At 38.0% G+C, this 14,278-nt stretch carries 14 protein-coding genes and 1 pseudogene; 3 read left to right on the top strand and 12 right to left on the bottom strand.

The genetic code is table 11. From position 1 onward, the window contains the following. The 9 genes and pseudogenes from AN486_RS05280 to AN486_RS05320 all read right to left on the bottom strand — a co-directional run. A pseudogene (locus AN486_RS05280) lies at positions 1–122 on the bottom strand (ISL3 family transposase); the annotation flags it as partial. A 135-nt stretch (positions 123–257) separates the two neighbouring features. Continuing rightward, the gene (locus tag AN486_RS05285; protein WP_290599494.1) at positions 258–947 is read right to left on the bottom strand and encodes a carbonic anhydrase; all 690 of its coding nucleotides are present in this window, start codon (positions 945–947) and stop codon (positions 258–260) included. 81 nt (positions 948–1,028) lie between these two features. Continuing rightward, positions 1,029–1,667, bottom strand: a complete 639-nt coding sequence (locus tag AN486_RS05290) for a retron system putative HNH endonuclease (RefSeq protein ID WP_290599495.1) — start codon at positions 1,665–1,667, stop codon at positions 1,029–1,031. Further along, positions 1,664–3,031, bottom strand: coding sequence for an AAA family ATPase (locus tag AN486_RS05295; RefSeq protein WP_290599496.1), 1,368 nt, complete (start codon positions 3,029–3,031; stop codon positions 1,664–1,666). The genes AN486_RS05290 and AN486_RS05295 overlap by 4 nt, the downstream gene beginning before the upstream one ends. 157 nt (positions 3,032–3,188) lie before the next feature. Further along, the gene (locus AN486_RS05300; RefSeq protein ID WP_290599497.1) at positions 3,189–3,752 is read right to left on the bottom strand and encodes a 5-formyltetrahydrofolate cyclo-ligase; all 564 of its coding nucleotides are present in this window, start codon (positions 3,750–3,752) and stop codon (positions 3,189–3,191) included. A gap of 181 nt (positions 3,753–3,933) precedes the next feature. Continuing rightward, a complete protein-coding gene (locus AN486_RS05305) occupies positions 3,934–4,878 on the bottom strand; it encodes a GDP-L-fucose synthase (RefSeq protein WP_290599498.1) in 945 nt (314 codons plus the stop codon). Between the two features lie 20 nt (positions 4,879–4,898). Beyond that, on the bottom strand, positions 4,899–5,978 hold the full coding sequence (gmd, locus tag AN486_RS05310) for a GDP-mannose 4,6-dehydratase (RefSeq protein ID WP_290599499.1): 1,080 nt from the start codon (positions 5,976–5,978) through the stop codon (positions 4,899–4,901). A gap of 497 nt (positions 5,979–6,475) precedes the next feature. Beyond that, positions 6,476–7,234, bottom strand: coding sequence for a sugar transferase (locus tag AN486_RS05315; RefSeq protein WP_053541097.1), 759 nt, complete (start codon positions 7,232–7,234; stop codon positions 6,476–6,478). A gap of 112 nt (positions 7,235–7,346) precedes the next feature. Continuing rightward, positions 7,347–8,489, bottom strand: a complete 1,143-nt coding sequence (locus AN486_RS05320) for a glycosyltransferase (RefSeq protein WP_053541096.1) — start codon at positions 8,487–8,489, stop codon at positions 7,347–7,349. Positions 8,490–8,782: 293 nt separating this feature from the next. On the opposite strand from AN486_RS05320, the gene AN486_RS05325 reads away from it, so the two are divergent. Next, a complete protein-coding gene (locus tag AN486_RS05325; protein WP_053541095.1) occupies positions 8,783–9,715 on the top strand; it encodes an NAD-dependent epimerase/dehydratase family protein in 933 nt (310 codons plus the stop codon). Positions 9,716–10,320: 605 nt separating this feature from the next. Here AN486_RS05325 and AN486_RS05330 read toward each other — a convergent pair. The 3 genes from AN486_RS05330 to AN486_RS05340 all read right to left on the bottom strand — a co-directional run bounded on the left by AN486_RS05330 (position 10,321) and on the right by AN486_RS05340 (position 12,919). Then, complete coding sequence (locus AN486_RS05330; protein WP_053541094.1) at positions 10,321–10,563, bottom strand: hypothetical protein; 243 nt, start codon at positions 10,561–10,563, stop codon at positions 10,321–10,323. 380 nt (positions 10,564–10,943) lie between these two features. Beyond that, positions 10,944–12,302, bottom strand: coding sequence for a DUF3370 domain-containing protein (locus tag AN486_RS05335; RefSeq protein WP_290599500.1), 1,359 nt, complete (start codon positions 12,300–12,302; stop codon positions 10,944–10,946). Positions 12,303–12,340: 38 nt separating this feature from the next. After that, the gene (locus AN486_RS05340; RefSeq protein WP_290599501.1) at positions 12,341–12,919 is read right to left on the bottom strand and encodes a peptidase C15; all 579 of its coding nucleotides are present in this window, start codon (positions 12,917–12,919) and stop codon (positions 12,341–12,343) included. 66 nt (positions 12,920–12,985) lie between these two features. Between AN486_RS05340 and hisH the strand changes: the two genes are divergently transcribed. Both hisH and rsmD read left to right on the top strand, forming a co-directional pair. Further along, positions 12,986–13,621, top strand: a complete 636-nt coding sequence (gene hisH, locus AN486_RS05345) for an imidazole glycerol phosphate synthase subunit HisH (RefSeq protein WP_027402806.1) — start codon at positions 12,986–12,988, stop codon at positions 13,619–13,621. 66 nt (positions 13,622–13,687) lie between these two features. Beyond that, the gene (gene rsmD / locus AN486_RS05350) at positions 13,688–14,266 is read left to right on the top strand and encodes a 16S rRNA (guanine(966)-N(2))-methyltransferase RsmD (protein WP_053541091.1); all 579 of its coding nucleotides are present in this window, start codon (positions 13,688–13,690) and stop codon (positions 14,264–14,266) included. The last annotated feature ends 12 nt before the right edge of the window (positions 14,267–14,278 follow it).

Raw genomic sequence — 14,278 nt, forward strand, 5'->3', positions numbered from 1 at the left:
GGACAAGTAGAATTATTAACAGCTTTTTCTATTGTTATAATTATTCCTGCCCCTTCGATTTCTTGAAAATCTAACACTTTCATATCTGGGAGATTGAGAATTTGATCTACAGAAAATTTCATAGCTATCACCAAAACTTTTGTATTTTATAATTATCATTATATCATCATTGCTATCTGAACATATTTAAAATCTTGTAATCTCTTGCTGGTACTGAAGTCTGAGACTTAATGAATATAAATTTTAGGTACTAAATTTTAGTTATTTGAGTTTCCACCATAAAAGTACCGCAAGAGCCTAATTTGTGAACTATTCTGCAATTTCCTAGCTTGGTATTCAATATTATTAATCACTGGATTGTTATCATCATTAATATTACTTCTTGTTCTTTGAGGTTGAGACAAACTTGGCTTAATGCCATCAACTACAGAGTTAATTTTACCATCATCTGGTTGATTGTCAATCGCTGCTGATACTGCACCACATCCTTTATGACCAAAAACAACTATTAATTGTGTTCCTAAATTAGCAGTAGCATATTCTAAACTCCCAATAGTTTCATTACTGGCAATATTACCAGCTATACGCACGACAAATAAATCTCCTAATCCTTGATCAAAAATTATTTCTGGGGGTACGCGAGAATCTGCACATCCTAATATTGCTGCATAGGGATATTGTTTTTTAGATACTGATTGCAACCGTCTTTTTGATTGATTGGGATATTGACGATTTTGATTAACAAATCTTCTGTTTCCTGCTATTAATCTTCTTTTTGCTTCCTCTGCACTCACTGGATTAGGATTAGGATTATTTTCAGGAATTGTAATTTCTGAACGGTTAGTAATGATTTCATTACAAGCAGTCAAAGTACCCATACTCAAGGTACTTAAACCTACGAATTTTAAGAATTTACGACGATCTATAAATCCGTTAATTTTACTCATGACTCCACCTGATAACTTCTACATAATTTTTACAGAAGATATCAGATTTGATCATGATGTGAGAGTACCTTATTACACGGTTTAAGGGTTATTTAATCTTTTGCTTAAATACCAAACAATATATTGGACATATTCAGTATATTTGCCTTCTGCATCTTTGCTACTAAGTTCCTCTAGTTTCTTTTTGATAGCTTCTTTTGACCAAGTTTTATTAGGGAATTTTTTATTTAACGCATTAATTAGAGTAAATAATTTGGTTTGACGATTATCCTTGAGAGTTTGAAGGTTAAGATTTAAAATTTCATTTAGTTCATGATTGATAGTTTCATCATCAGAAAAAATTTTTCCAGTAGAACTATATTTGATATAATTTTCACAATTTTTAGTAGAATCGCATGGATTAATAGTTATTTCTGCATCGCCTTTTCTTGGATTACAATGCTGATTATCCTTTTTACTACGACGATTACCTAAACAAGAAGCAAGGAGATTTTTATAATTTATTTGTAATTCTGGATATTTACTTTGTGGTTGCCAATGTTCAATTTCCATATTATCTTCAGATATTCGTCGCACACAATAGCAACAGATATAAACTTGTTCAGTCAATAATGCCTCTTTTAAAGACTTTTTTGGACTATATCCGTCATAATTTGCCCCATTTATTTGACGATATTGTAAAAGACATCGAGGTTCATAACCTTTGATAATGCGTTTCATTCTACCCTGTTTAAAAAGTCAATAAGTGTATAAGCTTGAATCATATCTGGATCATTATTTCCCAAGGATTCAGATAATTTTTGCAGTTCTAATTTAGCTTCTTCTAAGTTATCATTATCTATCATTTCAAAACATTTGTCTATTCTTTCCTGCATTTTCACAGGTCTTTTTTCCACACCCATAACCTCAGAAAGAATTGAGTTACTGTCTCTACCAAAAGTATGGGGTGTTTCTACAATTTCTGAATCTTCTAAAATAAATACGTTTTCTCGGTTGACTCCACTCAAAACTTGAGGAGAATGAGTAGTAACAATAAATTGACACTTGGGAAATGTTTTTCTAAAACTCGGAATGACAATTCTTTGCCATTGAGGATGTAAATGTAAATCTATTTCATCAATTAATATTATTCCTGTTCCTTTTTCTAGCAGTTCAGAAGGATTAATAATACTAGGATTTAAAATTGCTAACCGTCGCGCAATGTCAACTACTATCATTAGTAAGGTTTTTTCCCCGTCGGAAAGTTGATCTAGTTTGAAGTTTTCACCATTTTTTTTAATAACTAACGAAGGTTTACTTAAACGACGAATACCACCTTCTCTACTCGAACTCACGCGCACTATGTGTAAATCTGAGAATTGGGTATTAGGAAAACCTTCTAAAAATGTTTCTAATGCTTTTCTAATAATTTCAAGACGTGGATTTCTAAAGTTGGTATCTTGTCTTAATCTAACTTCATTTTCATATTCTTCTTCTTCTTTAAACCAATATAAGAAATCTCGAAAATCATTTATATTTCCTGAAAAAGCTGTTTGATAACCAATAAGTCTATTATTATCATAAGTATTTTCTCTTTCCTCTTCACTCATATCTTTTATGGCTGAAGATTTTATTAATATTCTGTCGGTGTGATAAAAAACGATAATTGGTAAAATTAAATCATTTTTATTATTAATTTGTAAAATTCGCTCATCATCATGAATAGGAATTACTTCGTTTAAAAGTCTCTCCAGCAAATAATTAAAAAGGTCTCCTTTCGTGGATTGCATTCCCATTTTTCTATCTTGACTAACTTCTTGACTAACTTCCCACCACAACTTCTTATTTGAATCAACTTCAACACGAGTAGATAGAAAAACTTCATTGGAAGTTATTTTAATATCATCCTCTTCAATATATAGACGAGATTCATAATGTACACTCACGTCGGCTACAAATTGAGATAAAAGGATAGCAATACTATCTAAAATAGACGATTTACCTGAACCATTCACTCCAATAAACACAGCCAAATCAGGAGGAAGCGTTAATTTGAGTTCTCGAAAACCTCGAAAGTTTTGTAAATGTAATTCTTCAATACGCATATTTATAAATTGAATATAATTGTAAATTCAAACCGCCAACAAGATAATATTTTCATCTTATCAAAAATTTCCGATTTAATAAAATCAGGACTTATACAAAATATCTCTCAAACCCTCATTTCTCTGTGACCTCTGTGCCTCTGTGGTTCATTCATCTTTAATCTCCATTTTCCGTAATCACCCTTTCTAATGGTTTATCCCAACTATCAACAGGTAATTGAGATAAATAAGCAAAATCAAAAACCACTCCTATAGTTGCTTTTGTCTGCCAACCTGGTGAATTTAACAAACGGTCATAATATCCACCACCATAACCTAAGCGGTATCCTTGGACATCACAACCCACACAGGGAACAAGAATTAAATCTACTTCTTCAATGTCAATTATCGGTGCTTCGTGGTGAGGTTCTGTAATCCCATAAGCACCGATATTCATTGTGTCATGGGGTTGCCAAGAATGCCAAACTAGAGATTTATCAACACAACGGGGAAAACCCCAACGTTTGTTAGTGTTGGTATACAGTGAGCTAATATCAGGTTCTTGACGAAAGCTAAAAAAAGCGAGAATGGTATTTGCTTGATTAAATATAACCGAGTTTTGGATGTTGGTAGTGAGGCGATCGCTCTTTTCTCTCCATTCTAATAATGTCATTGACTGGCGTTTTTGGAGTAAAGTCCGCCGCAGTTCTTTTTTATTTAGCTGTGAATTAATTGTTTGCAAAGCCGATATAATTTTAGATTTTAGATTCTCTCGTTCCCACACTCTGTATGTCTCGTTATCTCTCGTTCCCATGCTCTGTATGGGAATGAATTAAGAAGGCTCTGCCTTCTCTTGTATACTAGAGTCGGAGACTCTAGAAGGCATTCCCAGTCAGAGACTGGGAACGAGATGAGGAGATCATCTATGCAGCGTTTTTACGCCACCAATCAATAGTATTTTTCAAACCTTGTCTAAATTCTACTTCAGCAGTGAAGCCAAAAGCCTGTTTTGCTCTTTCCGTATCCAAACAACGTCGGGGTTGACCATTGGGTTTGTCGGTTTCCCAAACAATTTCCCCTTCATACTCCATTAATTCGCAAATTAGGGTGATTAAGTCTTTAATGGATATCTCGTAACCAGTTCCTAAATTGACGGGTTCAGCATCATTATAAAACTGAGTTCCCATGACTATTCCCCGTGCTGCGTCTGTAGAATACAAAAACTCACGGGTAGGAGAACCATCACCCCACACAGGAAGTTGCTTTTCTCCCCTAGTTTGGGCTTCTTGCACTTTACGAATTAAAGCGGGAATTACATGAGAACTGCTGGGGTTGAAGTTGTCTTCAGGTCCATACAAGTTTACAGGTAACAGGTAAATACCATTAAACCCATACTGCTGACGATAAGATTGCAGTTGCACTAACAGGGCTTTTTTCGCCACTCCATAGGGGGCGTTAGTCTCTTCTGGATAACCATTCCAGATGTCATCTTCTTTAAATGGTACAGGGGTAAACTTAGGATAGGCGCAAATAGTTCCTACACAGACAAACTTTTCTATCCCCTGTTGATAAGCTGCATGAATTAACTGAGTCCCCATGATCAAGTTATCATAAAATAACTCACCGGGTTTTTCTCGATTTAGACCAATGCCACCAACATGGGCAGCTAGGTGAATGATAATATCCTGTTGATCTGCTGCCCGTTGGCAATTTTCCCATACTCGTAGATCACAGTCGTGCGATCGCGTCACTGTAATCTTCTCACGATTAGCACCATGCCGACATAATTGATCTATCACCTGACGGCCGAGAAAACCCGCCCCACCAGTGACAAGAATTCGTTTATTTTCTAATTCTAAGGCTGTCATATTATTATCCTTGATCTGAATTAAAAGTGTAGATATCCCAATTCTTGACGGGTAGTAGCAATATCTTGAGGGTATTTTGCACCATTACCATTAGGGGAAGTACAACCCACAGCTTGTAAATCAGCTTCCACCATTAGCGCAACCAGTTCTTTAAATGTTACCGATGGTTGCCAGCCTAATTTCTGCTGGGCTTTAGTGGGATCACCAATTAGTAAATCCACTTCAGCAGGACGCAGATAACGTTGATCAAATTCTACGTATTTCTGCCAATCGAGATTAACATAACTAAATGCTAACTCCAGAAACTCCTTCACTGAATGGGTTTCACCTGTAGCCACCACATAATCATCCGGTTGCTCTTGCTGCAACATCAACCACATAGCTTTGACGTAATCTTTCGCATAGCCCCAATCTCTCTTGGAGTCCAAATTACCCATGAAGATATTTTTTTGTTTACCAGCAACAATGCGGGCTATGGCTCTAGTAATTTTGCGGGTAACAAATGTTTCGCCCCGTCTTGGAGATTCATGATTAAAAAGAATACCGTTACAAGCAAATAAATTGTAAGATTCGCGGTAATTGATGGTTTGCCAGTGAGCGTACACCTTAGCACAAGCGTAGGGACTGCGGGGATAAAAAGGTGTGGTTTCACTTTGAGGAACTGCTTGCACCAAACCATACATTTCCGAAGAACCAGCTTGATAGAAGCGGACTTCAATCCCAGTACGGTGTTGATAATCGCGGATTGCTTCTAATAACCGTAATGTCCCCATACCTACAGCATCTACTGTATATTCAGGTGAATCAAAGCTGACCCGGACGTGGGATTGAGCGCCTAAATTATAAATTTCTGTAGGTTTAACTTCTTCTAAAATCCGCCGCAGTGTTGTTCCGTCTGTCAAATCACCATAGTGGAGAAATAGCCTTGCGCCCTCGTTATGAGGATCTTCATACATATGATCAATTCTGTCTGTGTTAAAGGTGGAAGTACGGCGAATAATTCCGTGTACTTCATAACCTTGTTCTAGTAACAGTTCAGTTAAATAAGAACCATCTTGACCAGTAATACCAGTAATTAAAGCCCGTTTTCTTTGTATCATGGTTGGTGATGCCTTGTTATTTTTAGTTGAAGATTACAAACCTTCTGATATAAATTAGCAGTTAATTGATATAACTGCCCAATAGTCGGGCTACAAATATTAGTTGCTATTACAAGTTAGAGGATGTTTGAAAAGTTTTGAATGTATAGACTGACCCCTCTCCAAACCTCTCCCCTGCAAGGGGAGAGGCTTTAAAACCCCCATTCCCTTGCAGGGAAGGGGGGTAGGGGGGTTAGGTTTTTGGAGATTACGGGTTTGATATAATACTTTTCAAACAACCTCTTAAAGGTCAACAAATATTTTTGCTAAAAAACACTTTAACAAATAATTATAGGTTTAGTTCAATTAATATTCTTGATTTCAAGTGTATCAATTATTGTCAGTAATAGAAATTCCTTGAGCCGTATATATGCGTAAGAATAAATTTTATACCTTTGCTATCGAAAATAGTTTTTGGGGCATAATGTTGCCCCATAAGATGGAATTTGCGTACTTACTTAGTAAGCTCCTTTATTTTTGGGCATGATGACAACATTAACTGTTTTGAGGATAATCCACAAATCGAGCCAAAAATTCCTAAAATTGACATAATGGAGGTCTATTTGCACCCGGCGAGGATATGGAATATCATTACGCCCGGATACTTGCCACAAACCAGTAATTCCAGGACGAATCGTTAAAACATGATTGATATAATCACCATATTTGATTAATTCTTCCGCTACTAAAGGTCTTGGACCAACTACACTCATATCTCCTTTGAGAACATTCCAAAATTGGGGAAATTCATCTAAGCTGGTAATTCGCAAAAAGTGACCAATTTTAGTGATTCTTGGGTCTGTTTTTAGCTTAAAATTGTCTTCAAATTCTGCTCGGAGGTTAGGTGATGTAGCCATCATTTCGACAAGAATTTCGTCAGCATTGTTGACCATGGTGCGAAACTTAATGCAATTGAAGCTGCGGTAGTTTTTGCCCACCCGTTCTTGAACATAAAAGATCGGACCCTTTGAGCTTATGGCTATCAATAAGGCCAATATCATGTAGATGGGAGAAAACAAAATCAAGACCGACAATGAAAAAACTATATCAAACAGTCGTTTAAAAAACTCTCCGTATAAACCCTCAAAAGATAAACTTCTGGATTTCACCTTTGGCTGTTTAACTTTTTGACCACGTTTTGATAAAACAGTCACAGATGTACCGTTATCCTTCCGCGGGTATCGCTTGCCGGAGAGGAGTGAACTCTGGGCAGTCATCATACTCCTTTATAATCCACACCACACATAGTCCCAATCTTAAAGCTAAAAGGCAGTAATTTTGAGGAAAAATTTGCACTCTTCTCAGAAAATAAATACAAAAGGCCGATGTTTACTTTTGGTAAACTCCTTTTTCACGACATTCATTCACAAAACCTAGATAACGTTCTGCAAAAACCTGGCGAGAAAATTGATTAGCGTGTGTTTGTATATACTCGTAATTGTATAAATGCTGATGATCTACAAATTTTTCTACGGCATCTACTATAGCTCCTACTGTTTGGATTTTAAATAATATACCAGTTCCTGTATCAGGATGTGTCTGAATATCTCTAACTGTTTCTAATGCACCACCTGCACCATAGGCAATTACGGGAGTTCCACAAGCTTGGGCTTCAACTAGGGCAATGCCAAAGTCTTCGCAAGCTGCATAAACAAAGGCTTTGGCACGGGACATATAATTTTTGACGATATGATCGGGTTGCCATCCTAAGATTTGAATATGTGGTTGGGCTATTTCCCGTAGTTTGTTCATTTGGGGACCTGTGCCAATAATGATCAAGGGTTTTTTTAGGTGATTAAAAGCCTCAATAATTAAGGAAACTTGTTTATAACTGACTAATCGAGAAACTATCAGGTAAAAATCCTCTTTTTCCGAGGAAAAGAGACATTCATCTAGGTTGACTGGTGGATAGATGACGGTTGCTTCTCGACGATAGCAACGCCAAATCCGTCTGGCTGTGTGTTGAGAGTTGGCAATGAAGTAATCTACTCGATTGGCACTAATTACGTCCCATTGCCGCAAATTATGGAGGATTTGGCGGGTGATCCAGCCGACTGCTCCTTGCCCTAGTTTGCTTTGCTTGAGATAATCAAAGGTTAAATCCCAAGCGTAGCGCATGGGGCTATGGCTATAACAGATATGCAATTGATTAGGGGTGGTTAAGACTCCTTTAGCTACAGCATGAGATGAAGATAAGATGACTTCATATTCTCGCAAATCCAATTGCTCAATAGCCAAGGGTAATAAGGGTAAATATTTTTGGACTCCTTGACGGGCTTGGGGAAATTTCTGTAAAAACGTTGTGCCAATTTGACGTTTGTACAGGTAACTTTCTGGATTGCTGGATTCAAAATCTATCAGGGCGTATAAATCAGCGTCAATGTGATTTAATATTTCCTGGACTACGAGTTCTGAACCTCCTGTGGCTTGAGGGGTTAACCACTCATGAACTAAGGCATATTCTAGGGACACGGTTAAGTTGAATGGGTGGAAGGTAATTAGGCTATTTTAATGAGGTGATATAGCAGGTGACAGGTGACAGGTGACAGAGTTTAAAGTCTTGTGCTGCCTAAGTTCTATGACAAGTTTATGTTCTCATCCAACTGCATACCGCTATATTAAATATTCCTCACTGTGATCCAGAAGTCAGAAAATCTCTAGATTGAATAGAAGATATAATCCTACCAAAAGATGTTCCTCTAGTGATACTACAACCTGATAACCTCTACAAATAAGGGTGATTTTTATTCAGGAATTAGAAAGTTATGCGGATTCTGGTTATCGGTGGAACTCGGTTTATTGGCGTGTATTTGACTGAATTACTGATGAAAGCTGGACATGAGGTGGTTTTGTTCAATCGTGGTAATCATGCTGCGCCTGCGGGGGTAGGACAAATTATAGGCGATCGCACTAACTCAACTCAACTTCAAGAAAAGTTAGCACCAGAAAGTTTTGATGTCGTTTTTGACAATAATGGTAGGGAACTAACGGATACACAACCTCTGGCAGAAATTTTTCAAGGACGGGTCAAACATTTTGTTTATATGAGTTCTGCGGGTGTTTACCTCAAATCTGACCAAATGCCCCATTTAGAAGGGGATGCTGTTGATCCTAAGAGTCGTCACAAGGGTAAACATGAAACGGAAGCTTACCTCAAGCAGTTGGGAATCCCCTTTACTTCTATTCGTCCTACTTATATCTACGGACCGCAAAATTATAATCCTTTGGAAAGTTGGTTTTTTGATAGAATTGTGCGCGATCGCCCGATTTGTATTCCCGGAAATGGTATGCACATCACTCAACTTGGCCATGTCTGGGATTTAGCTCAAGCGATGACCCAGATAATTGGGAATGATCAAGCAATTGGACAGATTTATAATATTTCGGGCGATCGCTTTGTCACTTTCGACGGTTTAGCCCGCGCTTGTGCTGTGGCTGTTGGTAAGTCTGCTGATGATATTAAAATTGTCCATTATGATCCGAAAAAGTTTGATTTCGGTAAACGCAAGGCTTTTCCCATGCGGGTGCAGCATTTCTTTGCATCGGTGAATAAAGCGCAAATAGAATTAAATTGGCAACCTAAATATGATTTAATTTCTGGTTTGCAAGACTCTTTAGAAAATGACTATTTAGCGACTGGTGCAGATAAAAAAGAAGTTGATTTTTCTGTAGATGATGAGATTTTAAACGCCACGTAATGAGTAATGGGTAAAATGGTGTCAACTTAACGGAAAACATCTATCTCGCAAACAACTCAAGTCATCTCATTCCCAGTCAGAGACTGGGAATGAATTCTAGAAGGCTCTGCCTTCAATGATATTAATGTAAGTTGCTAGTTAGGTAAATTGTCAGAATCAGGATATCCAGGATTAAAGGATGAACAGGATGAAACCAGAGCTTTTATTACCAATTACCTATTACCCATTACCAGCCTCAACGAGATAACTAGCAACTTGAGTTATTAGAGGCAGAGCCTCATCAACTGCATTCCTAGTCAGAGACTAGGAACGAGATGTGGTAGGGATTTGAGCTTAAGTTGCCACCTATGGGTTGCCATAAAACCCCACCCCTAGCCTCTCCCCGCAACGGGGAGAGGCTTTGAACTTGTTCTTTGTATGATAAAAAAGTCCAGCTTCTAGCCGTTTTGAGTATAAGTAGGTTGGTGTTGAAAATTGTCGTTATGGCAAGGCAAAAGGCACTCATGCAAGAGGCAAGAGTGAAGAGGGTTTGGGCGATTTTACATTTCTTTACACAGTTTGGTTTTATTGTGTTCACCTACTTAGCAGCCCCGACAGCTTATTTACTACTTTGCCCTGTTTGGAGCAAGAATAGTCTTAAAGATGCGTAGAAACCCAAGAGAATCAATTTTAATGCCAGAAGGTTCAGGGTATTCGCTATATTCTCTCATTTCCCCTTCTAACTGATGCAATAGGTTTTCGTTATCCTGCGTTCTCGCTACTTGCAAGCGATGTTCTAGGATTTTTTGGATATTTTCTTGATGCTTTCTTGCAGTTTGTTTAGCCAATTCCATTCTTTTTATACTCATTTTCGTTATCCTAACAAAGAATTTTAGATTAGACACTGAAGTTTAATCTGAAGAGCTTCATTATTGCTCAAATTCTCGATAGTATGTGCGAATTTAACGAAGTTAAGCAAAGTTCTTCAATAACAATTTTGGCAATCATTGTACAACTTGGTTGTAGCCTTATGTGAAAAAAAATTAACTTGAGACAATTGTCCTTAACTTCGTTAAATTAGTAATTTTTGGCAATTGCTATGAAAATATCCTGAAATTTACAATTCATGTTAATTTATACCCTGATAGCTTTTTTACTCATTTTTTAACTTTGCTAACATCTTCTTAGAAGTCTTCAAAAGATCCCCGACTTCTTAAAGAAGTCGGGGATCTGACTTGGTGATTTTGAACTACTTGGCTTGAGTTGACACAGTTAAAACCTGTGGTGGTGAAGCATCTGGTGGATACAGAAAGTCAACTTGGACTAAAGATGTATTTCCTGGTTTTATATCTAATGAGACTAATGGTTCTCCTAATTCACCGCGCTTCTGAACTAAATGTACAAATTTATTTTGCCATTTTCCCTGATCTTGATAACGCAAGCGTACAGTTCCTCGGAAAAAGATTTGACGAGTCGGTAAGTTGAAAAAGCGGAGTCCAGGTTTACTTAATTGATTTTCTTTGAGTGGAGTTTGAATCGCAACACTCACAGTTTGTGGATTTTGAGTATTGTTGTATAAAGGTAACTTGAGACTATATTGAGTCCCATAATTACCATGAGCGTAATAAGCGGTGTCAGGATAGCGGACTAACATGGGTGCGGTTTGAATTTGATTTGTGCCTAATGTTCCTCCATGTAAGGTACTCAAACCGTAGGAAAAGGCTGCACCAGGTTGGGGAATGGTTAAATACTTGCTTTTTGGGGCATCTACTATGTCTGCTAACCATCGAGAACCCTTGGATACTCCGGCTACACGCCCGTAAATTGTCGGTTTGTTGTTTCCTGTGATGGTTGTGGGGACTTTATCTCTAGGGGTAGATAATTCACCATTATCTAATAAATTTTGCCATTCTGATAAATTCGGCGCACGTTCACTACCGTCAGTATTTATACGGGCAAACATCGCTAAACTAGCAGCATAAACATTACCATTACTTCGCAGTCGTAAATATGTAGACCGACCATTTAAAGGGGGTGTTAATCCTTGAACGGGAATGGGTAAATTTAATAACATCTGGCTTTTCCCTGGGGGAATAACAATTTGGGGAGGAAAAATATCTTGTCTTTTCCCTCTCAAAATATCAGACATAACCCGACTCCCAGGACCAGAAAAAACTGTGCCTAAGTCATTGGGAATTAAAGATGCTATTTCCTTAAACGGGGCATCTGGTTGACTTAAATAACTCGCACCTTGCAATATATTTACTGTCACTGGTTGAGAACCAGGGTTATGTAAGATGATGCCCAAATACAAAGAACGTAAATTTTCCGGTGGGTCAGCTTTGGCAATATGATGGGCAAAAATATCAAACTGTCCGCGCAAGGGAAAATCTAAATGGGCTGATGGGACTTTTTTTCCCGTTGCTGGAAAGGTAGAAAGTAAAATTCCTTCTTCTGATACCAGTTCTGGACTATTGCTGTTAAATACTGGTAATGAATCCAATTTTCCCGGTAAAGGACGGACTGATTGTATTTGTAATATTTCTTCTGGTGGTGGCGTGGCAGGAACAGCTTGAGCAAGGGTGAAAGCAAGTAATAGTGGCAACATAATACTGAGTAAATTTGTTTAAACAGACGTTAATCTCTCTAGAGAAGTGCCAAGTTGTTAATGATCAAAACGAAATCGGCAATTATCTCTGGCGAATTTTCTGGATTTAAAATTGGGACATGAACAAAAATACACTTAATTGACAGTTGGAACTGGTGTAAATAGTCCAATACTTTATAATAAAGTCCCTCGCAGACAAACTTACCACAGTCGTAGCTGATCTCAACTGCTGCTGTTTGGACTAATAATTTTTCGAGATCAACGCTGGTTTGGAAAATATTTTCAGGGGAATTTATAGACTCTTGAGGCAAGATGTCGAGAGAATTTGGAGATTTTACAGGCAAGATGCCTGTACCACGGGCAAGGACTTCTACGCTTAATTGGCAACGAGTTTCCGCCATGCCACAACAAATAATGTAGTCTGGTTGGAGTTCATTGATTTTGGCAATGACGCGGGAACTTGCCAGTTGCACATCTACAGGTAAACGGGGCAAAAAATTTAAATCATGGGAGAGTGAAGCCATTTTGGCTAGTGCGAGTAACAAGTCATCGGATGAATTTGACTCTTGTTGGCTTAACCAAATGTCAAAAGAAGTTAATAGTATTTTTTTTTGCATTATAAATAATAATTAGAATTAGAATAATTAAAAGCCCTCCCTCATAAATTTACAAGGAGCAGCTAAATGGCAGTGATTGCAGTTGTTGATTACGATATGGGAAATTTGCACTCTGTTTGCAAAGGATTAGAAAAAGCTGGGGCGACTCCTCTGGTTACTTATTGTTCTCAAGAGTTAGCAAAGGCAGATGCTATAGTTTTGCCAGGAGTGGGAGCATTTGATCCGGCGGTACAACATTTGCGATCGCGTGGTTTGGAACAACCGATTAAAGATGCGATCGCCTCTGGTAAACCGTTCCTGGGTATTTGTTTAGGATTACAAATTTTGTTTGAATCCAGTGCCGAAGGAACGTTACCAGGATTAGGAATTGTGCCAGGAAAAGTCCGCCGGTTTCGTTCTGAACCGGGGATGACGATTCCCCACATGGGTTGGAATCAACTCCAACTCAACCAGCCAAAAAACCTTTTATGGGAACATTTACCTATAGATCCTTGGGTTTATTTTGTGCATTCTTACTATGTTGAACCGACAAATCCCCAAGTGCAGGCGGCAACTGTGACTCATGGTGATCAAAGTTTTACAGCAGCGATCGCTCATGAAAATCTCATGGCTGTCCAATTCCATCCTGAAAAATCATCAAATGTGGGATTGCAAATTCTATCTAATTTTGTGGCTCAAGTCCGTGAAAAAGTTTTTGCTTAACAAAAGTTTGCAATATTTTCAGGTGTTTATTTACTCAAAGTTGAATATCTAATGATCAATTAAGTAATGAGTCTAAGAATTTACGGGAATCGTCTGCTTAAAACTTTACCAGGTGAACATACCAGACCTACCAGTGCGCGAGTCCGGGAAGCATTGTTTAATATTTGGCAGGGGAGAATCAGTGGTTGTCGCTGGTTAGATTTGTGCGCCGGTAGTGGTTCTATGGGTGCGGAGGCTTTGTGCAGAGAAGCCAGTGTCGTGATTGGCATTGAACAATCAAGTCAAGCCTGTGCCATCATCCAAGAAAATTGGCAACAGGTAGCCAAACCAGAACAGAAATTTCAGCTATTACGGGGAAATATTACTCAACAGTTAAAAAAATTATCAGGTCAAAAATTTGACAGAATATATTTTGACCCACCTTATACTAGTGGATTATATGAACCAGTATTACAAGCGATCGCTCAATATCAGCTTTTAGATTCCCAGGGAGAAATAGCAGTCGAACATCGTTACCAAGATTGGACACCACTAACCATCCCCAACTGGGAAATCTGTCGTCAGAAAAGCTATGGTAAAACCGCTTTGACATTTTATCAAGAAAGAATTCAGGAGTCAGGAGTTGCAGAAGTTCAGAATCAATAGACTAATTAACCA

This window comes from Anabaena sp. AL93, from assembly GCF_001672085.1.
Taxonomy (GTDB): domain Bacteria; phylum Cyanobacteriota; class Cyanobacteriia; order Cyanobacteriales; family Nostocaceae; genus Dolichospermum; species Dolichospermum heterosporum.